Annotated in this window: 23 protein-coding genes and 2 tRNA genes; 24 read left to right on the forward strand and 1 reads right to left on the reverse strand. The window is 31.1% G+C overall.

Annotation, left to right across the window (positions count from 1 at the left end; all coding sequences use genetic code 11):
• The first annotated feature begins 291 nt into the window (after window positions 1-291).
• The 24 genes from KA883_RS07020 to KA883_RS07135 all read left to right on the forward strand — a co-directional run bounded on the left by KA883_RS07020 (window position 292) and on the right by KA883_RS07135 (window position 24640).
• Window positions 292-366, forward strand: a tRNA-Glu gene (locus KA883_RS07020).
• A 6-nt stretch (window positions 367-372) separates the two neighbouring features.
• Window positions 373-445, forward strand: a tRNA-Asp gene (locus tag KA883_RS07025).
• Between the two features lie 561 nt (window positions 446-1006).
• Window positions 1007-1708: a response regulator YycF gene (gene yycF, locus KA883_RS07030; RefSeq protein WP_019468531.1), complete on the forward strand. Its 702-nt coding sequence runs from the start codon at window positions 1007-1009 to the stop codon at window positions 1706-1708.
• 13 nt (window positions 1709-1721) lie between these two features.
• Window positions 1722-3554, forward strand: coding sequence for a cell wall metabolism sensor histidine kinase WalK (gene walK / locus KA883_RS07035; protein ID WP_046207189.1), 1833 nt, complete (start codon window positions 1722-1724; stop codon window positions 3552-3554).
• Window positions 3544-4884, forward strand: coding sequence for a YycH family regulatory protein (locus KA883_RS07040; protein WP_046207190.1), 1341 nt, complete (start codon window positions 3544-3546; stop codon window positions 4882-4884). The genes walK and KA883_RS07040 overlap by 11 nt, the downstream gene beginning before the upstream one ends.
• On the forward strand, window positions 4885-5667 hold the full coding sequence (locus KA883_RS07045) for a two-component system regulatory protein YycI (protein WP_046207191.1): 783 nt from the start codon (window positions 4885-4887) through the stop codon (window positions 5665-5667).
• A 425-nt stretch (window positions 5668-6092) separates the two neighbouring features.
• Window positions 6093-6893 (forward strand): MBL fold metallo-hydrolase, encoded by an 801-nt coding sequence (locus KA883_RS07050; protein ID WP_107360062.1) that lies wholly within the window; start codon window positions 6093-6095, stop codon window positions 6891-6893.
• 740 nt (window positions 6894-7633) lie between these two features.
• Window positions 7634-8113 carry a 23S rRNA (pseudouridine(1915)-N(3))-methyltransferase RlmH gene (gene rlmH / locus KA883_RS07055; RefSeq protein WP_046207193.1) on the forward strand — a complete coding sequence of 160 codons (480 nt, stop codon included), beginning with the start codon at window positions 7634-7636 and terminating at the stop codon, window positions 8111-8113.
• A gap of 368 nt (window positions 8114-8481) precedes the next feature.
• Window positions 8482-9147 carry a YveK family protein gene (locus KA883_RS07060; protein ID WP_038679421.1) on the forward strand — a complete coding sequence of 222 codons (666 nt, stop codon included), beginning with the start codon at window positions 8482-8484 and terminating at the stop codon, window positions 9145-9147.
• A gap of 15 nt (window positions 9148-9162) precedes the next feature.
• Window positions 9163-9852, forward strand: coding sequence for a polysaccharide biosynthesis tyrosine autokinase (locus KA883_RS07065; protein ID WP_210134108.1), 690 nt, complete (start codon window positions 9163-9165; stop codon window positions 9850-9852).
• A gap of 2 nt (window positions 9853-9854) precedes the next feature.
• Window positions 9855-10625: a tyrosine-protein phosphatase gene (locus tag KA883_RS07070; protein WP_210139927.1), complete on the forward strand. Its 771-nt coding sequence runs from the start codon at window positions 9855-9857 to the stop codon at window positions 10623-10625.
• 22 nt (window positions 10626-10647) lie between these two features.
• Window positions 10648-12459, forward strand: coding sequence for a polysaccharide biosynthesis protein (locus KA883_RS07075; RefSeq protein ID WP_210134112.1), 1812 nt, complete (start codon window positions 10648-10650; stop codon window positions 12457-12459).
• Between the two features lie 154 nt (window positions 12460-12613).
• Window positions 12614-13834 (forward strand): oligosaccharide repeat unit polymerase, encoded by a 1221-nt coding sequence (locus KA883_RS07080; RefSeq protein WP_210134114.1) that lies wholly within the window; start codon window positions 12614-12616, stop codon window positions 13832-13834.
• 3 nt (window positions 13835-13837) lie between these two features.
• Window positions 13838-15202, forward strand: a complete 1365-nt coding sequence (gene wzx, locus KA883_RS07085; RefSeq protein ID WP_210134116.1) for an O-unit flippase-like protein — start codon at window positions 13838-13840, stop codon at window positions 15200-15202.
• 29 nt (window positions 15203-15231) lie between these two features.
• A complete protein-coding gene (locus KA883_RS07090) occupies window positions 15232-16422 on the forward strand; it encodes a glycosyltransferase (RefSeq protein ID WP_210134125.1) in 1191 nt (396 codons plus the stop codon).
• The gene (locus KA883_RS07095) at window positions 16419-17294 is read left to right on the forward strand and encodes a glycosyltransferase family 2 protein (protein ID WP_210134127.1); all 876 of its coding nucleotides are present in this window, start codon (window positions 16419-16421) and stop codon (window positions 17292-17294) included. The genes KA883_RS07090 and KA883_RS07095 overlap by 4 nt, the downstream gene beginning before the upstream one ends.
• Before the next feature lie 5 nt (window positions 17295-17299).
• The gene (locus KA883_RS07100; RefSeq protein WP_210139928.1) at window positions 17300-17851 is read left to right on the forward strand and encodes an acyltransferase; all 552 of its coding nucleotides are present in this window, start codon (window positions 17300-17302) and stop codon (window positions 17849-17851) included.
• 3 nt (window positions 17852-17854) lie between these two features.
• Window positions 17855-18856: an NAD-dependent epimerase gene (locus tag KA883_RS07105; protein ID WP_210134131.1), complete on the forward strand. Its 1002-nt coding sequence runs from the start codon at window positions 17855-17857 to the stop codon at window positions 18854-18856.
• Window positions 18857-18876: 20 nt separating this feature from the next.
• On the forward strand, window positions 18877-20151 hold the full coding sequence (locus tag KA883_RS07110; RefSeq protein WP_210139929.1) for a nucleotide sugar dehydrogenase: 1275 nt from the start codon (window positions 18877-18879) through the stop codon (window positions 20149-20151).
• Window positions 20151-21302: a glycosyltransferase family 4 protein gene (locus KA883_RS07115; protein ID WP_210134135.1), complete on the forward strand. Its 1152-nt coding sequence runs from the start codon at window positions 20151-20153 to the stop codon at window positions 21300-21302. Before KA883_RS07110 ends, KA883_RS07115 begins: the two co-directional genes overlap by 1 nt.
• 20 nt (window positions 21303-21322) lie before the next feature.
• The gene (locus tag KA883_RS07120; protein ID WP_210134137.1) at window positions 21323-21916 is read left to right on the forward strand and encodes a sugar transferase; all 594 of its coding nucleotides are present in this window, start codon (window positions 21323-21325) and stop codon (window positions 21914-21916) included.
• Window positions 21916-22536: an acetyltransferase gene (locus KA883_RS07125; protein ID WP_210134138.1), complete on the forward strand. Its 621-nt coding sequence runs from the start codon at window positions 21916-21918 to the stop codon at window positions 22534-22536. The genes KA883_RS07120 and KA883_RS07125 overlap by 1 nt, the downstream gene beginning before the upstream one ends.
• A 42-nt stretch (window positions 22537-22578) precedes the next feature.
• Entirely contained in the window at window positions 22579-23685 is a 1107-nt protein-coding gene (locus KA883_RS07130; protein ID WP_210139933.1) for a DegT/DnrJ/EryC1/StrS family aminotransferase, read from the forward strand.
• Between the two features lie 13 nt (window positions 23686-23698).
• Window positions 23699-24640 carry an LCP family protein gene (locus KA883_RS07135; protein WP_038679397.1) on the forward strand — a complete coding sequence of 314 codons (942 nt, stop codon included), beginning with the start codon at window positions 23699-23701 and terminating at the stop codon, window positions 24638-24640.
• A 225-nt stretch (window positions 24641-24865) separates the two neighbouring features.
• Here the strand turns inward: KA883_RS07135 and KA883_RS13715 are convergent, their stop codons facing one another.
• Window positions 24866-24976: a hypothetical protein gene (locus tag KA883_RS13715; protein ID WP_481906484.1), complete on the reverse strand. Its 111-nt coding sequence runs from the start codon at window positions 24974-24976 to the stop codon at window positions 24866-24868.
• Between the last annotated feature and the right edge of the window lie 39 nt (window positions 24977-25015).

Consider the following 25015-nt stretch of genomic DNA (forward strand, 5'->3'; position numbering starts at 1 on the left):
TCCTTATTTATACTAATTATAATTTTAGCAAAATAAATTTAAAACAAAAAAGATTTTGTATTTATTATTTGGGTTTTGAAATAAAAATGAAAAAGTAGATAATTATAGAGCAAATCACAGAGTATTGATGCTCAAAAATAAGTTATGAAGCAGATAAAATACTGATTTGTCAGCATTGAGCATTATTTTCTTACTTTATACATTAATGATAGAAAATTATACTAAATAAATTTAAAAAATAGCTTGTCAACCATAATGAGAGTTGATATAATTTATCTTGTGCTTAAGAGAGGCTCCTTGGTCAAGCGGTTAAGACACCGCCCTTTCACGGCGGTAACACGGGTTCGAGTCCCGTAGGAGTCACCATTTTTAGGTCTCGTAGTGTAGCGGTTAACACGCCTGCCTGTCACGCAGGAGATCGCGGGTTCGATTCCCGTCGAGACCGTATTGCCCATCCAATAGGATGGGCATTTTTTTGTACAATTTTCTACGGTATATATTTCAAACTCAATTCAATTGAAGGTAGTAGTTATGGATGCATGAATTTTAAAGTGAGCGCCTTCGTTTGCATAACGAACTGATGCTAGGTGAATGGTCAATTTAAAATGTAGACTTTAAAATAATTCATGTTAGTGCAAATTAGCTCAGTTCATAAAAGTATCGTTGTAAACGTGATACATTTCCAGTATAGATGACTCGTGTTCAAAATATGACAAAGGCATCTCAAAATAATCTTAGCCAAAATAACATGTCCCTTGCTGAGATATGTATCACTTTTTTATAGACTATGGGCAATATAGTCGCACAGTGATATCATGTTGTGTAGGCTTAATATATCTATTATTAACCTATTAATAGTAAAAAATGTTATAATTTTACAATATACCAATTTATTTTTTTTTTTAGAAAAATAGAATTAGCACGCTATAAATGGTAAATTATATTATAGAGAAATGCGTAGAAAAATATGTAAACGTACTACAATTTAGAAATGAGGTTTATAAATATGGCTAGAAAAGTTGTGGTAGTAGATGACGAAAAACCAATTGCTGATATTTTAGAGTTCAACTTGAAAAAAGAAGGTTATGAAGTATTCTGTGCATATGATGGCAATGACGCAGTAGATTTAATATATGATGAAGAACCAGACATTGTCTTATTAGACATTATGTTACCTGGTCGCGATGGCATGGAAGTGTGCCGTGAAGTACGCAAAAAATATGAAATGCCAATTATTATGCTAACCGCAAAAGACTCAGAAATCGATAAAGTGTTGGGTCTTGAACTTGGTGCCGATGACTATGTGACGAAGCCATTTAGCACGCGTGAATTAATTGCGCGTGTCAAAGCAAACTTACGTCGTCATTATTCACAACCAGCACAAGAAGTGAACGATGCATCTAATGAAATTACAATAAAAGATATTGTTATCTATCCAGATGCATATTCTATAAAAAAACGTGGTACAGATATTGAATTAACACACCGTGAATTCGAACTGTTTCATTATTTATCTAAACACATGGGTCAAGTTATGACACGTGAACATTTATTACAAACTGTTTGGGGCTATGACTATTTTGGTGATGTACGTACAGTAGACGTAACGATTCGTCGCTTACGTGAAAAAATTGAAGACGATCCATCACATCCAGAATATATAGTGACACGCCGTGGTGTTGGATACTTCCTCCAACAACATGATTAGGGGACAATATTAAATGAAGTGGCTTAAACATTTTCAATCTCTACACACGAAACTTGTTATTGTCTATGTATTGTTAATCGTAATCGGTATGCAGATTATCGGTTTATACTTTACCAATAGTCTAGAAAAAGAATTAACACAAACATTTAAAAATAATATCTCGCAATACGCGAAACAAATAGAAATTAATATAGAAAAAGTCTATGACGAAGACAACTCGGTCAATGCACAAAAAGAAGTACAAAATTTATTGAATGAGTATGCTAATAGACAAGAAATAGAAGAAATTCGTTTTATTGATAAAGATCAAATTATCATGGCTACCTCAAAGCAGTCTACGCGTAGTCTAATAAATCAAAAAGCTAATGACAGCTCGATACAAAAAGCGCTATCTCTAGGAGAAATTAATAGCCATACGGTATTGAAAGACTATGGTAATGGTAAACAACGTGTGTGGGTCTACAATTTACCTGTGAAGACATCAGATGATGGGACAATTGGTGATGTTTATATAGAAGCAGATATCAATGATGTCTACAACCAATTGAGCAACATCAACCAAATCTTTATTGTTGGGACAGGCATCTCGCTATTAATTACTGTGATATTAGGTTTCTTTATTGCGCGCACAATCACAAAGCCAATTACTGATATGCGTAACCAAACTGTTGAGATGTCTAAAGGTAACTATACGCAACGTGTTAAAATTTACGGTAATGATGAAATTGGTGAACTTGCACTAGCCTTTAATAATTTATCCAAGCGTGTACAAGAAGCACAAGCAAATACGGAAAGTGAAAAACGACGCTTAGACTCTGTTATTACACATATGAGTGATGGTATTATCGCAACTGATCGTCGTGGCCGTGTGCGTATTGTCAACGATATGGCATTAACGATGCTAGGCATGATGAAAGAAGAAATTATCGGTCATTACATGTTAAATATGCTTAAATTAGAAGAAGACTTTTCATTAGATGAAATTCAAGAAAATAATGATAGTTTCTTATTAGATATCAATGAAAGTGAAGGCATTATTGCTCGTGTAAACTTCAGTACAATCGTACAAGAGACTGGCTTCGTTACAGGCTATATTGCTGTACTTCACGACGTAACAGAACAACAACAAGTGGAACAAGAACGTCGCGAATTCGTCGCAAATGTTTCACATGAATTACGTACGCCGTTAACGTCCATGAATAGTTATATCGAAGCATTAGAAAGCGGTGCATGGAAAGATGATGCGTTAGCACCCCAATTCCTATCAGTGACACGTGAAGAGACGGAACGTATGATTCGACTCGTTAACGATTTACTACAATTATCAAAAATGGATAACGAATCAGATCAGATTACCAAAGAAATTGTCGACTTTAACATGTTTATCAATAAAATCATTAACCGCCATGAAATGTCGGCGAAAGATACGACATTTGTACGTGAAATTCCAAAACAAACCATCTTTACAGAAATTGATCCAGATAAGATGACACAAGTGTTTGATAATGTCATTACCAACGCTATGAAGTATTCACGCGGCGATAAACGCGTTGAGTTTCACGTGAAACAGAACTCACTGTATAATCGTATGACTATTCGCGTTAAAGATAACGGCATTGGTATCCCTATCAATAAAGTAGATAAAATCTTTGACCGTTTCTATCGTGTAGATAAAGCACGGACACGAAAAATGGGTGGTACAGGATTAGGTTTAGCCATTTCTAAAGAAATCGTCGAAGCGCATAATGGTCGCATTTGGGCAAATAGTGTAGAAGGTCAAGGTACGTCAATCTTTATTACGCTTCCATGTGAAGTACTAGAAGATGGTGATTGGGATGCAGAGTAAAGAGCTAATTAAATCTATTATCCTATTTCTTTTAGTACTCATGAGTGCGATTTTAACTTATATGACATGGAACTTTTCACCCGATTTGGCTAATGTAGATAAACAAGATAATAGTAAAAAAGAAGCGAAATCAAATACAATCGGTAAACCTTTGAAACAAGGCATGCCACAAGTGATTACACCATATCAAGTCATTCACTCAAAAGGTGAAAGTACAGAAGGTATGGAAGCAACACGTAGCAATGTCGAAGAAACAATTAAACCATTGAAAAATCACCGTGTATTACACGCGGAACAAATGCATAGCAATCATAATTTAATTATTCCAGACTTGAGCGATGAATTTTTAGTATTGGACTTCACCTATGATATGCCACTCGCTACATATTTAGGTCAAGTTTTAAATATTAATGCCAAAGTACCCAACAACTTTAAATTTGATCGCCTGTTAATAGATAACAATCAAGATGGCAAAATAAAACTTTATGCGATAAGTAAAGATAGACACAATGTTGTACGTATGACGACAACGGTGAAGGCAGATAAATTCACGGAAGCATTGGAAAAGCAACACAAACATATGCAACCTTACACAGAAATTATTACCAATAAAGATACGATAGATAAAGCGACACATATCTTTGCACCGAAGTCACCAAAAGGACAAAAATCTTACCATACAATCTATAATCACATTAGTGTAGATACCATGAATTCAATACTATTTAACGATTCTGTTGTAGTGCGTAGCTCAAGAAGTGGCTCAGTCACTTACAACAATAATACAGGTGTAGCCAATTACAACGATGAAACCGAAAAATATCGCTACACAAATCTATTAGAAGATGAAAACCGTTCAACAAACATGCAAGAAAGCATTCCAAGTACCTATGCATACATCAATAATCACGGTGGTTTTACAGATGATTTCAGATTGTTCCATACGGACGACAAACGTGGCGATCTGACTTATCAAATGTTCTTGAATGGACGACCAACGTTTAACGACGACGATTTAAATACATTGAAAGTCTCTTGGGGCAATAAAGGTATTTACGGCTATGCGCGTACGTTATTAAAAGCGAATGTGACGATTGATAGTGGCGAAAAAGAAGTCAACCTGCCAGGTGCTGAAACTGTGCGTTCGGAACTCGCCAATAATCCTGAAATAGATTTCGAAAAGGTTACCAACATGACGATTGGTTACCGAATGGAAGATAAACAGGACAACGGAGATATAGAAATCCAGCGCAACAGTGAATTTAAGCCATGTTGGTATGTAGAGTACGATGACAAGTGGCGTGCATACAAAGATGGGGGGCTAGAATAAATGAACTGGAAACACACGAAAACGTTATTTATTTTTGTATTTATTCTAGTAAATATTAGCCTTATCATCATTTATATTGATAAAGTCAATAAATCTCATATTAACGATAGCGCTGAAGAAAATGCAGTGAATTTTAAACAAGAAAAAATAGAAATTCCTGAAAATTTGCCAAGCGTTAAAAATATAGAAATGCAATTACTCACTGCAAGATCTAATGATTTTTCATCTTATGCAAAAGCACGTTCAAGTATTTCAAGCGAAGCAGACGGTCAAAAAATCAAAGGTGAAATCAATGACCCGATTGATGTGAGTAATGACCAATACACAGATTTAAAATCATATGTTAAAGATAAAATCTTTAAAGGCCAAAATTACGAAATGAGTAAAATTGACGATAAACACGTCACCTTTGAACAGACTTACAACGATTTTCCAATAATGAACAATAGTAAAGCTCAACTTAAATTTAATATCAATGACGATGGTAAAGCATCGAGTTATAGACAAACCGCTATGAAATCGATAGAGCCATCAGAAGGTGCAAACAACGATAAGAAACAAGTAAATACTGCGAGAAGTTCGATAGAAGCGCTGTATTATAATCGTTATCTTAAACGAAACGATGAAGTGACCAACGTCCGACTCGGCTATTATACCGTCGTTAAAGAGCCTAACGTGCAAGTACTAGAAGCCAATTGGGAAATCAAAGTAAAACATAAAGACGAATCCAAGACATATTATGTCGAAGCCATTTCAGACAGTCCAAAGATAGTTGAAGAATAGTGCAAACATAGTATTTATGACTTCACGCAAGCACACCGTTTAGTGAGTATTGAAAGATTTATCATAAAAATAAGAGAGCGGATATACGAAATCAAAAGTATATCCGCTCTTTTATTTTGTACTTTGAGACACAGTATTTTAAAAAACAAGGCACCACATTAAACATTAAATTCAATTTAAGCTTCAAAGTATGTTAAAATAGATTATTGTTAAATCAAAGTTATAAACCAACTGCGTTGATTTAAGATGAACGCATGTAAACATAAATATGTACCACATAGGATAGTTCAAAAGTACATAATTTAAAAAACAGTTTCAGCAGATATAAAAAACTTTAATAATTAGACAGAGGGCATGTTGAGGTCACATAAACCGTAGACTGCCTATACAAATTATAAGCAACGAGTGTTTATCGATTAGAAAGGGTGAATCGCTTGATACGAATGAGTGTCTTAGCGAGTGGTAGTACAGGAAACGCCACTTATGTAGAAAGTGATAAAGGTAGTATTCTCGTCGATGCAGGCCTGACAGGTAAGAAAATGGAAGAACTGTTTGGCCAGATCGACAAACAAATTAAGCATTTAAACGGCATTTTAGTAACACATGAACATTCCGACCATATCAAAGGCCTCGGTGTCTTAGCGCGTAAATACGGATTGCCAATATACGCAAACGAAAAAACATGGACAGCGATTGAAAAGAAAGATAGTAAAATCCCAATGGATCAGAAATTCATTTTTAATCCATACGAGACTAAGTCTATTGCAGGCTTTGATATTGAATCATTCAACGTGTCTCACGATGCCATAGATCCACAGTTTTATATCTTCCATAATAATTATAAAAAATTCACGATACTTACAGACACAGGTTACGTTTCAGATCGCATGAAAGGCATGATTCAAGGCAGTGATGCTTTCGTATTCGAAAGTAATCACGACGTTGACATGCTTCGTATGTGCGGCTATCCATGGAAGACAAAACAACGTATCCTTAGTGATATGGGACACGTATCAAATGAAGATGCAGGGCTTGCCATGACAGACGTCATTACAGGCAACACGAAACGCATCTATCTATCCCACTTATCACAAGACAACAACATGAAAGATCTTGCCCGCATGAGCGTTGGCCAAGTCCTAAACGAACACGACATCGATACAGAGAAAGAAGTGCTCCTCTGCGACACAGACAAAGCTCAAGCCACACCAATATACACACTATAGTAAGAAGCCCTTGCCCTTCATTGAAGAAGCGGTTAGGGCTTTTTTGTGCATTAATCCAAGACTACTGTAAGCTATTGTTGAAATGGCATGTTTGAATAGATAGATGATTTTAATGAATTTGCTGAAGATCATTCAAATAAAAGTTGGCATATAAGGTGAAATTGAGTACTTCTTAATACAGTGGCTAAACGTAAAAGTAGTTAAAGCACCAGTTTTCATATTATTGAGTTATCGGAGACTTATGCATGAGCCTTAGCTTAGTCTCACTTTAACGCTAGTCATCTTGCTGTGAGGCACGACGAAATTATTTTAACTAAATTAGAGATTTGTTTAACAAGCGATTTTTATAAAATGATTAGTCCATTAAAGTAGTTACATATATGCATTTACCTTATAATTTATAAACAGTGGATAACTTGCATAATAGCTTGAAAGAACATGATATTTTGTAAAATAAGCGTAAATTTTGTGAATAAGTATGTAAGACAATCGGCAACTTATCCACTTATTTATCCCAAGTTATCCAGAGATGTGCACAATTAACATAGAAATACCCACATTATACACAGAGTTATCCACAAATAAACAGGTTATCCACTGTTATTTGTGAAAAAAACGTAAATTGTTTTAAATTATCGTATACATTCCTGTTATAATAAGAGGGTATTGTGTGAATAAGTGCATAACTTGTGGATAAGTCTAATAACTATTGATTCTTAAGCTTTTACAGGAGGCAAATTATGAAAATTACTATACTTGCAGTTGGCAAATTAAAAGAAAAATACTGGAAACAAGCAATTGCTGAATACGAAAAACGTTTAGGTGCGTATTCTAAAATTGAAATTATCGAGGTGCCAGATGAAAAAGCACCCGAAAATATGAGTGACAAAGAAGTTGAACAAGTGAAAGAAAAAGAAGGCCAACGCTTACTAGCAAAAGTAAAACCACAATCCACAGTCATTACCTTAGAAATAAAAGGCAATATGCTGACTTCTGAAGGACTTGCTAAAGAATTAGAAAGCCGTATGACACGTGGCCAAAGCGACTTCACATTTATTATCGGTGGTTCCAATGGCTTGCATCAAGACGTCTTAAACAGAAGTGACTACGCCCTGTCATTCAGTAAAATGACATTTCCACACCAAATGATGCGCGTCGTCTTAATCGAGCAAGTTTACCGTGCGTTTAAAATTATGCGCGGTGAAGCATATCATAAATGATGCGGTTTTTTCAGCCGCTTCATAAAGGGATTTTGAACGTATCAGAACATATGAGGTTTATGAGAATTGCTGTTATGTTTTTGTGAAGCATATCACAAGTGATGCGGTTTTTTAAATATTTTAGCTAATAATCGAGTCTAATAAATATGTGTAAAAATCCACTGAATTAGAATAAAATTTTAAATTAAAGTAATTAAGTTGAAAATGAGTATTATTGTTAAATATTTGTAAAATTTATTTGTATTACTAATTGTAAGGTTGTAAAATTAGTATATTTTAACTATACTAATTACATTCTGAGAAAATAATATAATAAGCTATATATTAATTAAAATGGAAAATTTGAGGAAAAATAACAGGAGGTTTTCATGGAGAATTCAGTAGATTTAATAAAAATATGGAGAATAATTAAAAGAAATTTTAATTTAATCATAATTTTACCAATAGTTGGTTTAATTATAGGTCTTCTATGCTCTTTAATTTTAGTTCAACCAATGTTCCAAGCATCAACACAAGTAATAGTTAACGAAAAAGAAAGCGATTCTGCAATGCAGGCTCAACAGGTTCAAAGTAATATTCAATTGGTGAATACATATGCTGAAATTGCAACAAGCCCTCGTATGTTAGAAGAAGTTTCAAAAGAGTTAGATAACAAATATTCGGCAAAAGAATTATCAAGTATGATCTCAGCAACAAGTGAAACTGAATCACAAATTTTAAATATTGCAGTTGAAAGTGCGAATAAGAATGATTCAGAAAAAATAGCAAATGTATTTTCTGAAGTTTTTAGTGATGAAACACCTAAGATTATGAACATAGACAATGTATCTATTTTATCTAAAGCAGATGACACTGCAACTCAAACTGAACCTAAAATGTTAGTAAATGCTTTACTTGGCATAGTAATAGGTTTAATGGTTGCAGCGGTTGTAATAGTTTTAAGAGAAATCTTTGATACACGCATTAAAAATGAACAAGATGTACAAGACGAATTAGATATTCCAGTTTTAGGTTCAATACAAAAATTTAAATAAGGAAGGATATTATTTATGGCAAAGAAAAAAGAAAAAACAATATCACCTTTATACGTTCATAACAATCCTAAGTCTACAATTAGTGAAAAGTTTAGAGGGATTAGATCAAATATTATGTTCTCAGGTGCGAATTCAGAAATAAAATCACTTATAGTTACATCTGAAAAACCAGCATCAGGTAAAAGTACAATAACTGCAAATATTGCTATTACATATGCGCAAGCAGGCTATAACACTTTAATTATTGATGGCGATATGAGAAAACCAACTCAACAAAATATTTTCAATCTAGCAAATCATAGTGGCTTATCTAATTTAATAATTGGCAAAGCACTTCAGACTGATGCTATAAAAGAAACGCATATTGAGAATTTAAATGTCCTAACTTCAGGCCCAATACCGCCAAATCCGTCAGAACTTATTACATCAACAAATTTCCACGAATTACTTAACAAATTAACTGATGGTTTTGATTTTATTATAATTGATACACCGCCAGTGACTACTGTTACAGATGCACAATTATATGCTAAAGGTGTTAGAGATTGTGTGTTAGTGATAGATGGTTCAAAAAATGAAAAAAATGAAGTGAAAAAAGCTAAAGAATTATTGATTAAATCAGGTGGGAAAGTTATCGGTGCAGTCTTAAATAAAATGACAATCGAAAAAGGTTCAAGTTATTACTATTATTATGGGGATGAGTAAATATGATAGATATACACAATCATATATTGATTGGAGCTGATGATGGTCCAAAAACAAAGGAAGACGTTATAAGTTTAATAACTCAAGCGAAGGAAGAAGGTATTACTAGTATTGTAGCAACACCACATCATTTGCAAACAAGATATAACAATCCTGTAGATAATGTGAAGTCAAAGGTGAATGAGATAATATCTATTGAAGAAATTAAAAAACTAGGTATTGAATTCTATTATGGTCAAGAAATTCGTATTACAGACCAAATACTTCCGGAAATTGATAATGGAAAGATAGTAGGAATAAATAACTCTCGTTACTTATTAATTGAGCTTCCTTCAAATGAAGTTCCACATTACACTCAAAATTTATTGAATGAGCTACAAGTTTTAGGATACATTCCTATAATCGCTCATCCTGAAAGGAATAGAGCAATTGCACAAAACTTAGATCTGTTATTTCAGTTAATTAATGGTGGTGCTTTAAGTCAAATAACATCTACGTCATTAAATGGTAGTATGGGCAAAAACATTAAGAAAATCACTTTGCAAATGATTGATAATAATCTCACACATTTTATTGCTTCGGATGCACATAGTGTTAATGAAAGGCCATTTTTAATGAAATCATTATTAAACGATAAAAAGCTTAAAAATTATAAGGAAGAAATCAGCGAACTAATTGAAAATGCAAAACTAATTATTGAGGATAAGAAGTTAATGAAGAAAATTCCAACACAAGATTATAATTATAAAAAAAAGTTTGGCATTTTTAAATAAAATTGAATGAGGGGATTTATAAGTGGCACAAATTTCTGCAAGATTACGTCTATTTATGTTAATCATAATAGATTCAGTAATTGTAACATTTTCTGTGTTTTTGGGATATTTTATATTAGAACCATATTTTGAAAGTTATACATTTGATTTATTAGTTTTATCATCTATCATATTGTTTATTTCACATCATGTGTTTGCTGCTTTATTTAACTTATATCATCGTGCGTGGGAATATGCTAGTGTAAACGAATTAATGTTAGTTGTAAAAGCAGTAAGTTGTTCTGTATTAGCCACGTTAATTGTTGTATCTCTTATGACAGGTAGTAGTCCATTCTTCAGATTGTATTTTATAACTTGGATGATGCATTTAATACTTATTGGTGGTTCAAGATTATTTTGGAGAGTCTATAGAAAGTATATAATTGGTAAAAATTTTAAAAAGAAACCGACATTAATAGTAGGTGCCGGCCAAGGTGGTTCAATGTTAGTTCGTCAAATGCTAAGAAGTTCAGACATGAAAATGGAACCTGTACTAGCTGTAGATGATGATAAAAACAAACAAAGAATAGTTATTACAGAAGGTGTGAAGGTACAAGGTTATATTAAAGATATTCCTGAATTAGTGAAAAGATTTGGAATTAAAAAAATAATAATAGCAATACCTACACTAAATGCGAAGAGGCTTAAAGAAATAAATGATATATGTAATATTGAAGGCATAGAATTATTTAAAATGCCAAATATTGAAGATGTATTGTCTGGTGATATAGAAGTAAATCAACTCAAAAAAGTAGATGTAGAAGATTTATTAGGTAGAGAACCAGTAGAATTAGATATGGCACTTATATCAAAAGAGCTTTCTCATAAAACAATTTTAGTGACTGGAGCAGGTGGGTCAATAGGTTCTGAGATTTGTAGACAAGTGTGTAAGTTTGAACCTAGTAAAATAATTTTATTAGGACATGGAGAAAATAGCGTCTATCTAATAAATCAGGAATTGACAAATTTATATAATAATAAAATAGAAATTATACCAGTGATTGCCGATGTGCAAAATAAAGTGAGACTACAAGAAGTAATGTTGAAATATAAACCTTATGTTGTTTATCACGCTGCGGCACATAAACATGTACCTTTAATGGAAGCTAATCCATTTGAAGCAATGAGAAATAACATCTTAGGAACAAAAAATACAGCTGAGGCAGCAATAAATGCTGAAGTGAAAAAATTTGTAATGATTTCAACTGACAAAGCAGTTAATCCACCTAATGTAATGGGATCTACAAAGAGAGTAGCTGAAATGTATATTCAGTGTTTAAATAATGAAAATTCTAAAACTGATCTTGTAGCTGTAAGGTTTGGAAACGTATTGGGTTCAAGAGGGTCTGTAATTCCATTATTTAAAAAACAGATAGAGGCTGGTGGGCCACTAACAGTTACTCACCCTGAGATGACGCGTTACTTTATGACGATTCCAGAAGCATCCAGACTTGTGTTACAGGCTGGTGCCATAGCAACTGGTGGTGAAATATTTGTATTGGATATGGGAGAACCAGTAAAAATAGTTGATTTAGCTAAAAATATTATTCGATTAAGTGGTAAAAAAGAAGAAGATATTGGCATAGAGTTTACTGGTATGAGATCAGGCGAGAAATTATTTGAAGAATTATTGAATAAAAATGAAATACATTCTGAGCAAGTATATGAGAAAATTTATCGTGGTAAGGCAGTAACTGTTCCCAAAAACGAGTTAGATGAAGTTATTAATGAACTATTTACTAACCAAAATGAATCAAAAGAAAAATTAATACAATTTGCTAATAGGAAGTTATAAAATGATATTTTTTTATAGAATTATAGTTTTAATTTTGTCTCTCATAAGCATTCTTTCAATATTGCTGAGCGACGTCCAATTACCCAACAATTTAATAGCACTACCTTTATTATTTATGTGTTTGTATTTCTTGTTACCAATGTTCAGTAGATATATGTTTAACAATATTGGTATCACCATTGTAAATATCACCATGTTGATAAGGTATATCATTTCTCCATTATTAATGTCTATTTATGGCGTGAATGTTGATATTGGTATGTCTACATCTCTTGGTTCTCAAACCAAAGCTATAAACTTAATGTTATTTGAAATGGTAGTAATTATCGTCACATTCTGTATTTTGCACAAACGATTTTATTCTAACAAAACTGAATTTAAAGAAATAACAGCTAAACCTAATTTGTTTGGCTGGGCTTTTGTACTCTTCGGTTTTGTAATTGTATTATTTAATCCAGAAGTACTTGCAAGGTATACTTTTATTTGGTCTGCCTCTCAATTGAAAAGTAAAGATGTAGTAGAGTCAGTTTCTTTGTTTTTCTTAATAGTACAACTTGCGCAAATAGTTGTTACAATAGGCTTGCTAAATTGGATATACAAATTCTATGAATATAATAAAAACATTATATGGTTATTACTATCATTTATAGTAATTGGCATATCATCGTCATTTATTACTGGAACGAGTAGATTTAGTATTATTTTACCGTTAGTGACTGGATTGTTCACTGTTTTTATTTTATATAAAAATTATCGTAAGTTGATTATTATATTATCAGTGGGAATGTCATTATTATTAATAGCAGTGTCTACATTGTTAAAACAAAATACGATTGCTTCGCAAGCTAATACATCTATTGCTAAATCAAGTAGTACGTTCGAAAATCTTAACACTGACTTACAATTGTATTTTTCAGGGGTATCTAATGTAGCCCATTCAATTGATACTAGTTATGTTTATGCACCTTTTCAGTTTGATGCAATTATTAGTGAATTATTTAGATCAGTAGTATTTTTAAATTCATTATTTGGACAACATGCAAGTGCTTTAACATCATTTAATGAAGTTTTTTATCAGAGGTCTTTGGTTTCTGATCAAATATTACCAATGATAGGTCAAGGGTTTTTATATTTTGGACCGTATTTAGCGCCTGTACTTTCATTAATAAGTATTATACTTGTAATGATACTTGATAAGAAAATATATAAGAGTGATTCAGTATTTAAAATGTATGCCATGTCATATTTATGTATAAAATTATCATTATTCTTTATGGCAAATGCAACGATTCAAATATCATTCTTTACAAATTTCTTCATTATTTTATTGATAATAAGTTATCTGAACAATAAGTTTATAGTAAAGAAGGTGTAGTTCATGAATATTGGGAAAAAGGATGTTGCGTGGAGTTATATCAGTTTAGCAATGGTACAAGGTGTAAACTTAATGCTACTACCTATTATACTTAGATTTTTAAACTCTGCAGAGTTAGGACTATGGTATACATTCACCTCATTGTATGGTTTGGCTATGCTCATAGACTTTGGATTTCAAACTGTAATATCAAGAAACATAACTTATATTTGGTCTGGGGCTGGATCATTAAAAAAAGAGGGTTATGATACAAATAATGTTAAATCTACAGGAATTCACTTAGGGTATTTCGTGAAGGTTTTGTCTACAGTGAAATTTATATACTATATTATGGGATTGATCATTTTTGTATTATTTTTAAGTCTAGGAACTTTTTACTTAATTAAAATTACAATTGGAGAAATTAATATCCAAACAGCTTTAATAGCTTGGTTATTTTATATGTTATCTATTGTACTTAATATTTCATTTTCTTTTTGGAATGCAGTATTAAAAGGAATTGGTGCTATAAAAGTTTATAACCAAATTTTAGTGGTTACAAAGGTATCGCAATTGATTTTATCAATTATATTTCTAATATTGGGATATGGAATAATTGGCGTTTCATTCGCATATTTTTTATCTGTAATTGTAAACAGGGTATTACAATCATTTAATTTTTATAGATTTTCAAATGAAACACGAGCAACCAAGAAAAAAATCAAGTTTAAATATAATAAAGAAATATTTAATGCAATTTTACCCAATACAATTAAAACGGGTCTATTATCATTTTCAAATTATCTCATTATCAACTTTCCTATAATCTTATGTTCTTATTTTCTATCATTAAAGGTATCGGGTCAATTTGGTTTAGTGAATCAAATTATAACAATGATTTTAACACTATCAAATTCATATTTTAATACATACTTATCAAAATTTAATTATTTGCGTGTGAAAAATCAATATGATGAATTAATTAAATTATTTAGAAAATCAATGATTACTAATTATATTTTTAATTTTAGTGGTTTTATTCTTTTATTATTGTTTGGGGATTACGCATTAAAGCTAATTGGCGCAGATTATGGTTTGTTAACAATTGGACCGTTGATGATAATAATGATATATAGATTTTTATATAATAATCAGATGTTATTCACTACATTTTTAACAACTAAAAATGAAATCCCACATCATAAGCAATTTATTTTTTCAGCAATGTTAACTGTGGTAGTTCAATTATCTTTACTAATCTTTTTTGAAAACAAATTAATATATTTAATTTTACCCCTTTTACTTATACAGCTAATACACAACAATTGGTACTGGGTACTTTATGTTATTAGAGATATACAAAAAGAGAAAAAGTTGAAATGTAATTAGTTATATATTTATTTATAAGGAGTGAAGAAATGAAATTATTATTTGTGGTAAATAATTTTGATTTTGGCGGACCTCAGAAGAGTCTTGTGAATTTATTTTATGAATTAAAAGATCATGATATAGAAATTGATATGATGATAATGAATCAACAAGATAAATTAACAAATTATATTCCAGAATTCATAAATATTATTACTGTTCCTAGTAAGTATTCACTGTTAATGTTAGACAAAAACAAATTGATTAAAAAAATAATTAAAAATTTGAATAAACCAGGTTTGATTTTAAAGTTTTTAATTTTTGCGATTAAAAGTCAATTGAAATTACATGATAATACCAAAAGTAAACAGAAATTTTGGGTAAAAAATAAATGGAAAAATGAAGATTTCACAGAACATTATGATTTTGCGATTGGTGTATCTGGAGGACATTCTGTTTACTTTATAGAGGATTATATTAAAGCTAATCATAAAATTGGTTGGATAAGAACAGATTATAAAGTATTAAAAAGAAATCATCATTTGGATAAACAATATTTCGATAAAATGGATGGAATGCTTGCCGTTTCTAATATGACAGCTGAAAGTTTTGAGAAAATCTTTAATATAACTCCCTATGTATACTACAACAGTTTACCTATTAAACTATATGAAAATATAGAAGATGAAAATTTTGATTTAGATTTAAATTATATGAATTTATGTACAATATGTAGGCTAGACAGCGGTAAAGGCTTAGATTTATTACTTGAAGCAGCTAAAATTTTGAAAAAGAAAGAGATTAGATTTAAATGGTATATCGTTGGTACTGGTAAATTGGAAAAATGGGTTAATGAAGAAATACAAAAAAATGGTTTAGAAAAAACAGTATTACCAGTAGGATTTAAATTTAATACAGGAAGTATACTTAAAAAAATAGATATCCTTGTACATCCTTCTAGATTTGAAGGGAAATCGAACACAATTGATGAGGCGCTTTATTATGAAGTACCAGTTGTGGCTACTAATTTTGAAACTGTTTATGAACAAATTACTGATGGTGAAAATGGATTTATTACTAATATGAAGGGAAATGAAATAGCAAATAAAATTTTCGAATTATATGAAGATAAAGAGTTTTATAAAAAAATTAAATGTAACCTTCATAGTAATAGAATTATCCCTAAAGATAAAGGTGAAGAATTTATAAACTTACTTTGTAGGATAGGAGATAATAAATGACAAAATTAACTATTTTTACCCCAACATATAATAGGGCACACACGTTACCTAGATTATTTGATTCATTAGTTAAACAAACAAATTATGATTTTGAATGGCTAATTGTTGATGATGGATCTACAGATAATACTGAACAAATTGTGAAAACATTTACAACAGAAAAATTTCCTGTCAGATATATAAAACAAAGCAATAATGGGAAACATATAGCTACTAATATAGGTTTAAAAAATGCAATGGGAGAATTGTTCACATGTCTTGATAGTGATGACTGGTTTTATCCTGAGGCTGTTGAGTTCTTTATTGGACAATTTTCTGAGAATAATAAGATGAATGCTTTAATCTCATTAGATACATTTGAAAATGGGGATGTTGTAGGAGAGCAGTTACCAAAAATTGATAATGCGAATTGGGTAGATTTAAGATATAAATATCAAATTAAAGGCGATAAATGTTACGTATTTAAAACAAGAATAGTTAAATATATGACATTTCCACAATATGGTGCGTCTATACATATGCCACCATCTTATCAACTATTTGATTATAGTAGATATTATAATTTTCATTTATCAAATGTTAAAACAAAATTTGTCGAATATCAAAGTGATGGGATTAGTAGTAAAGTTAAATTAAATTATTTTAAATCTGCAGAAAATTATTGTGAATATAGAAAATTCGCCAATGATCAATTACCAAATTTAAAAGAAAAAATAAAAAATATTTTATTGTTTGATATATCTTGGATTGAATTGAAATTGAGTAGAAAATTTAAATTCAAAAGCAAATCATCATTTATATTATCATTACTCTGTTTACCTATTTCATCCGTTATGTATGTTTACTATAAAAATTATTTGCGAGAGAAGTGAGTATAATGAAAAGCAAAATATATTCGATTATAAAAGTAATGCAAAAACCATATAATTTGTTACCTAAAGGAATTTCCAATATTTTATGGGATATCTTTTCATTAAGTGAATCAAAGTTTGCAATATTATATCGTTATTTATATTTAAATAAATATGCAAATAGTATTGGAAAAAATGTTTTTATTGGGAAATACGTAACTATAAAAAATATAGATAGCTTATCCATTGGTAATGATGTAAGTATACATGCATATAGTTATATTGATGCATATGGAAAAATTGAGATTGGTAATAGTGTTTCAATAGCTAATCATACAACATTAATATCATCAGATCATACATGGACTGATAGAAATACGCCAATTAAGTATAACCCAGTAAGTCCTAAAAAGATTATTATTGAAAATGATGTATGGATTGCTGCTGGAGTAAGAGTTCTTGGTGGCAATACTATCAATAAACGAAATGTAATTGGTGCCGGAGCTGTAGTAAATAAAAGTACAGAAGAAAATTCTGTTTATGTAGGTGTACCAATCAAAAAAGTGAAGGAGATATAAAATATGAAAATTTTAATCACAGGTACTGCAGGATTTATTGGATCGCATCTTGCGAAAAAGTTAATTAAACAAGGACATCATGTTATAGGTGTAGATAGCATAAATGATTATTATTCAGTTTCTTTGAAAGAAGATAGACTAGAATCCATAGGAAAAGAGAATTTTACTTTTTACAAATTAAAATTAGAAAATTACGAAGATTTAGTAAAAATATTTAAAGATGAAAAACCAGAAGTGGTTGTTAATTTAGCAGCTCAAGCGGGTGTTAGATACAGCATCGATAATCCAAAAGCGTATATAGATGCTAATATTGTTGGTTTCGCGAATATACTTGAATGTTGCAGACATTTTGATATACAAAATTTAATTTATGCATCATCAAGTTCTGTATATGGCGCAAATACTTCTAAACCATTTAGCACTTCGGATAACATAGATCATCCGTTAAGTTTATATGCTGCAACTAAAAAATCTAACGAATTAATGGCACATACGTATAGTCATTTATACAATTTGCCAACTACCGGTTTAAGATTTTTCACAGTATACGGACCATGGGGAAGACCAGATATGGCACTATTTAAATTCACAAAAGCGATTGTAAATGATGAGGTTATAGATGTTTATAATCACGGGAATATGATGAGAGATTTTACTTATGTGGATGATATTGTAGAAGCAATAAGTAGATTAGTGAAAAAACCTGCATCGCCAAATAAAGAATGGTCAGGTGCAAATCCAGATCCTAGTTCTTCTTATGCACCTTATAAAATATATAACATAGGAAATAACAGTCCAGTCAGATTAATGGAGTTTGTAGAAGCAATTGAAAATAAATTAGGAAAAGAAGCTAAGAAAAACTACATGGATTTACAACCAGGAGATGTACCTGAAACTTATGCAAATGTAGATGACTTGTTTAGAGATATTGATTTTAAACCAGAAACTACAATTCAAGATGGTGTAAATAAATTTGTTGATTGGTATTTAGAATATTATAAATAAAATTTGGGAGATGTTATTTGATGGAAAGAAATATTGCTGTAGTTGGGTTAGGTTACGTAGGTTTACCAGTAGCTGTTACATTTGGAAATAAACATAAAGTGATTGGATTTGATATTAATGAGTCAAGGATTCAAGAACTAAAAAATAATTACGATAGAACAAATGAAGTTACAGAAGATAAATTAAAGCAAACTAATATAGAGTACACTTCAAATGCAGTGGATTTGAAAAAAGCTGATTTTATTATTGTAGCTGTACCTACGCCGATAGATAAACATAACAAACCAGATTTAACTCCATTATTAAAAGCTAGTGAAACGGTGGGGAAAGTGATTACGCCTGACACAATTGTAGTTTACGAGTCAACAGTATATCCTGGTGCAACAGAAGAAGACTGTGTACCTGTGTTAGAAAAACATTCAGGACTAGTTTGTGGTAAAGACTTTTTCGTTGGCTATTCACCAGAAAGAATAAATCCTGGTGATAAAGTGCATACTTTTGAAACAATTACTAAAGTAGTATCAGGTCAAACACCTGAAGTGTTAGAAGTAGTTGCAGACGTATACAGCTCAGTAGTTACAGCAGGAGTTCATAAAGCATCGTCAATTAAAGTGGCAGAAGCAGCAAAAGTAATTGAAAATACACAACGTGATGTGAACATTGCATTAATGAATGAACTCGCAATCATTTTTGATAAATTAAACATAGACACTAACGAAGTACTTAAAGCTTCAGGAACAAAATGGAACTTCTTGAATTTTAAACCAGGGTTAGTAGGCGGCCATTGTATTGGTGTTGACCCATATTATTTAACACATAAAGCTCAGGAAGTTGGTCACCATCCTGAAGTGATTCTAGCAGGTAGAAGAATAAATGATAATATGGCTAAACATATTGCTTCTAATGTAATTAAAGAATTATTAAAGCAAGGATTAGAAGTTCAAGGCGCATCAGTGAATGTATTAGGTCTTACATTTAAAGAAAATTGTCCAGATTTAAGAAATACAAAGGTTATTCATATTATTGAAGAACTTAAAGAATACGGATTAAAAGTAACAGTGAATGATGTAGAAGCAGATAAAAACGAAGCAGAGAAATTGTTCAATCTAAATTTAAGAGATAAAAGTGAATTAAAAAAAGCTGACGTAGTGTTATTTGCAGTTCCTCATAGTGAATATTTAAATGAATGTGATGATTATATTAATTTTGCAAAAGAAAACGGAATTATCATTGATATTAAAGGCAATATTAGCCATGAAGATGTTCAATCTAATCAAAAGCTTTGGAGGCTATAATGTTAAAAATTGTGCAAATTGCTGCAATTGAAATGACGCATATAAAACTTTTGAAAACTTTGAATGAAACGAGTGTTGCAAGTGGTATGGAAGTTCATTGTGTAAGCACTTTTGGTTCACAACAAAATGAAGTCAAACAGCAAGGTGTTCACTATCATAATATAAATATTGATAGAAATATCAATCCAATTAGCAATATGAATTCTATTTTGAAAATGGTAAAGTTATTTAAACAAATCAAACCAGATATTGTTCATGTTCATACACCTATCGCTGCAGTTTTAGGCAGAATTGCTGCTAAGTTAGCAGGTGTGCCGACAATAATATATACAGCACACGGATTTTATTTCCATGAAGGTATGTCATTAAAGGCATATAAATTTTATTTTAATATTGAGAAATTTATTGGGAAATACTTTACTGATTATATATTCACTCAAAGTGAGGAAGACTATCACACAGCTGTAAAAAATAACTTTTTAAAAAAATCTAAACAAAATAATTATCTGCATATTAACAATGGTATAGATATAGATAACCAATTTAATTTTGAATTAATAAATAAAGATAACTTGACTAATTTAAAAAAAGAATTAAAAATTGAAGCTGACGATATTGTTGTTACTTTTATTGGAAGACTAGTTAAAGAAAAAGGAATATTAGATCTTTTAGATTCCTATAATAAACTGTCTTCGAATAATATTAAGTATATAATTATAGGTGATTTACCTGAAGGCGAAAGGGATAATGAAACACAAGAAATGCTAAAAAAATATAAAAAAGAAAAAAATATTATTTTCGCAGGACAAATTTCTAATATTAATGAATATTTAGCTTTAAGTGATATATATTGTTTACCGTCTTATAGAGAAGGTATGCCTAGATCAATCATTGAAGCTATGGCAATGAAAAATGCAATTATTGCAACAAACATACGGGGTTCGAGAGAAGAAGTAATTGATAATGAGAATGGTTTTTTAGTTCCTTTACAAGCAAGTATGTATATTGCAAATAAAATTGAAGAATTAGCAAATGATAATAATAAATTAAAAAAATTTAAAGAAGCGAGCTTTATAAGAGCAAAAAACAATTATAATGAAGTGGATGTTGTCAAAAAGCAACTTGAAATATTTAGTCGATTTGATAAGTAAGAAAGTGAGGGGTCGCACTAATGCTAAAGAGAATGTTTGATTTGATAATTAGTTTAGGTTTATTAGTTATATCTTCACCGATATTAATAGTTTCATATCTATTAATTTCAAAAAAACTGGGGAAACCAGTATTGTTCAAACAAACTAGACCTGGAAAATATGAAAAGCCTTTCGACATTTACAAATTCAGAACAATGACAACAGAGGTAGATGATAAAGGTCAATTATTACCAGATGAGCAACGTATGACAAAGCTAGGTTCTCAAATTAGAAATTCAAGTATTGATGAATTGCCGCAATTAATAAATGTGTTGAAAGGTGATTTAAGCTTAGTTGGACCAAGACCATTACTAATGGAATACTTACCTTTATATAATGAAGAACAAAGAAAACGTCATAATGTTAAACCGGGCATTACAGGTTGGGCACAAATAAATGGTAGAAATGCAATAACATGGGAACAGAAGTTTAAACTTGATGTATGGTATGCTGAAAATCAATCATTTAAACTAGATATGTATATTTTATATAAAACAATAGAGAATGTATTGAAGAAAAAAGATATTAGTTCTGAATCTCATGTCACTGCAGAAAAATTTAGAGGTAATGTTTAATGAAACGTATAATCTTAATAGGAAATGGTGGCCACTCTAAAGTGATTAAAGATATTATCGATGAATCACCGGACTATACTGTCGTAGGATTTTTGGATAATAAGTTCTCTTCGTATGAAGAGAATGGGAATTGTTTTTATGATAATTTAGATAATATAAAATTTTATAGTGAAGATTATTATTTCTGCTTAGCAATAGGTAATAATGTTATAAGAAATAAACTGTTTAAAGAAATGCAACTTCATAAAAATCGATTTCCAGCACTGATACATTCGACTGCGAGTGTAAGCCCAAGTGCTCAAATTGGGTTTGGAACAGTTGTCATGCCTAATGCTGTTATTAATCCAGACGCACGAATAGGTAACCATGTAATAGTCAATTCAGGTTCAGTTATTGAACATGATAATTTTATAGAAGATTATGTTCATATTTCTCCAAATGCAACATTAGCTGGAAATGTTGCAATAGGAGTACGTTCGCATATTGCTATTGGCGCATCAGTATTACCACAAATAAAAATAGGTAGTGATTGTATCATAGGTGCAGGGGCGACCGTTATTAATAATGTTAATGACAAACAAATAGTTGTTGGTACACCAGCAAAACCTAAGGAGGAGTGAGAGTAGTTGACAAATGAACGCGTATATTTATCTAGACCACATATGGGTGGGAATGAACAAACTTATATAGAGAGAGCATTTGAACAGAATTGGATAGCGCCATTAGGAGAGAATGTGACTGAATTTGAAAATAGTATAAAATCTTATATCAATATAGATCAAGCACTGGCTGTTTGTAGTGGAACTGCTGCTATACATTTGGCACTGATAGAGAGTGGCGTAACAGAAGGGGATTATGTATTTTGTACCTCTTTAACTTTCTGTGCAACTTCTAATCCAATCTTATATCAAAATGCTATACCTGTATTCATTGATTCTGAATTAGATTCTTGGAATATGTCGCCTGTTGCATTGGAAAAAGCATTCAAAGAATTTGAAAAAAAATCAATTAAACCAAAAGCCGTTATAGCAGTTAATTTGTATGGACAATCTGCTAAATTAGATGAAATTAAAGCAATTTGTGATTCATATAATGTAACTTTAATCGAAGATGCGGCTGAATCTTTAGGTGCAGAATTTCACGGGGAAATGAGCGGAAGTTTTGGCGATTATGGTATTTTTTCATTTAATGGTAATAAAATAATTACTACCAGTGGTGGTGGTATGTTAGTCACAAATGATAGTAAATCAAATGAACATGCATTTTTCTTAGCAACTCAAGCTAGGGATAAAGCGATATATTATCAACATAGTGAATTAGGTTTTAACTATAGATTGAGCAACATATCAGCTGGTATCGGACGAGGGCAAATGGAAGTATTGGAGCAACGTGTTCAAAAAAGAAGAGCAATTTTTGATAAATATTATCATGAATTGTCAACTATTGAAGGCATCGAATTTCAACCAGAACTACCTAAATCTAAGTCTAACAGATGGTTAACAGCATTAACGATTGATGAGAATAAAACAGGATTTTCAGCAAAAGATGTAATTGAAGCACTTAGTAAAGAAAATATAGAAGCGAGACCTGTATGGAAACCAATGCATTTACAGCCACTATATAGTCAATATGAATATTATTTTGATGGTGTTGACAATGCTAAATATTTATTCGAACAAGGTATATGTCTACCTTCTGGTTCTGATATGGCAGTCGAAGATCAACAACGTATTATTCAAATTATAAAAAGATTGCTAGTCAAAAAGTAAGGATGGGTGGTATATGGAAAGAAGAAAAAGAAAGAAAAATTCAAAAGCAAAAAAAGTTATTCTAACAATAATCATTATTTTAGGGTTATTTGTAATATTTGCAGCAGCGTTTATTTTTTATAAATTAACAGTATTAAATAGCTCCATCAATAATCCTTTGGATAGAGAGCATTCTGAACTGAGAGATAAGCCGTTAAAAGACGGAGAACCTATTTCTATTGCATTGTTCGGTATTGATTCTGATGAGGTTAGAGCATCTGAGAATGGTGGTCAAAGATCTGATTCTATCGTACTTCTTTCAATTAACCCGAAAGATAAAAAGACAGAAATGATTAGTGTGCCTCGTGATACACATGCTAAGATAGTTGGTAAAGATACAGAAGAGAAAATTAATCATGCATATGCATATGGTGGACCGGATATGGCAGTGAAATCTGTAGAAAAATTAATGGATGTCCCTATTGATCATTATGCTGCTATTAACATGGACGGAGTTTCTACGCTTATTGATGAAGTGAACGGTGTAGACGTTGTTAGTAATGGGGATTTTACCAAATCTAATTATTCTTTTGAAAAAGGAAAAAAATATCACATGGATGGTAAAGAAGCTTTAGCATTTATGCGTAGTAGAAAAGAAGCGGGTGCTGGAGGCGATGAAGGAAGACAAGCACGTCAACAACTCGTCATTGAAGCAGTAGCTAAAAAATCAATGAATCCAAGTTCTATTCCTAAAATTAATTCAATTTTTAATGCGGTAGAAGATAATGTTGAAACGGATTTGAGTTTAACTGATTTAAATGATATTCGCTCAGATTATAAAGCTGCGCAAAAAAATGTGAATCGTCATACTTTAAATGGTGAAAATACTTTAGGCGATGATGACCTTTATTACTTCTATCCTGGTGATAATGATCAAATCATTAAAGATTATCGAGACAATTTGAATTTGAAATAAAATTTTTATCAAACGGCAATTGCTATTGTAACAATTGCCGTTTTTGTATGAATTACCCTCATATAACAACAAAGGTAGATAAAAGACTATAATTGCTTTTGCTAACAGTATCTTTTATTAAAATTTTATGAATATTTCTTAGTCAAGAATCATAATTTAAGTTTGTTTTTATATATTAAAAAATAAAAGTAATAGGAGTGTCAAAATACTGCTATACTTCTAACTTTAAGTTATATTGTCTAATGAAATAAGTATGACTATCTGAGAAATAATACAGTCATAGAATAAAATACCCATCATTTCACCGATGAGCATTAACCGTTCGGTTACATTGATATCTTCAGGAAAGGGTGTTACATCTCCACTTGGATGGTT

Origin of the sequence: Staphylococcus sp. GDY8P54P, assembly GCF_017892645.1 — a bacterium.
GTDB lineage: Bacteria > Bacillota > Bacilli > Staphylococcales > Staphylococcaceae > Staphylococcus > Staphylococcus ureilyticus.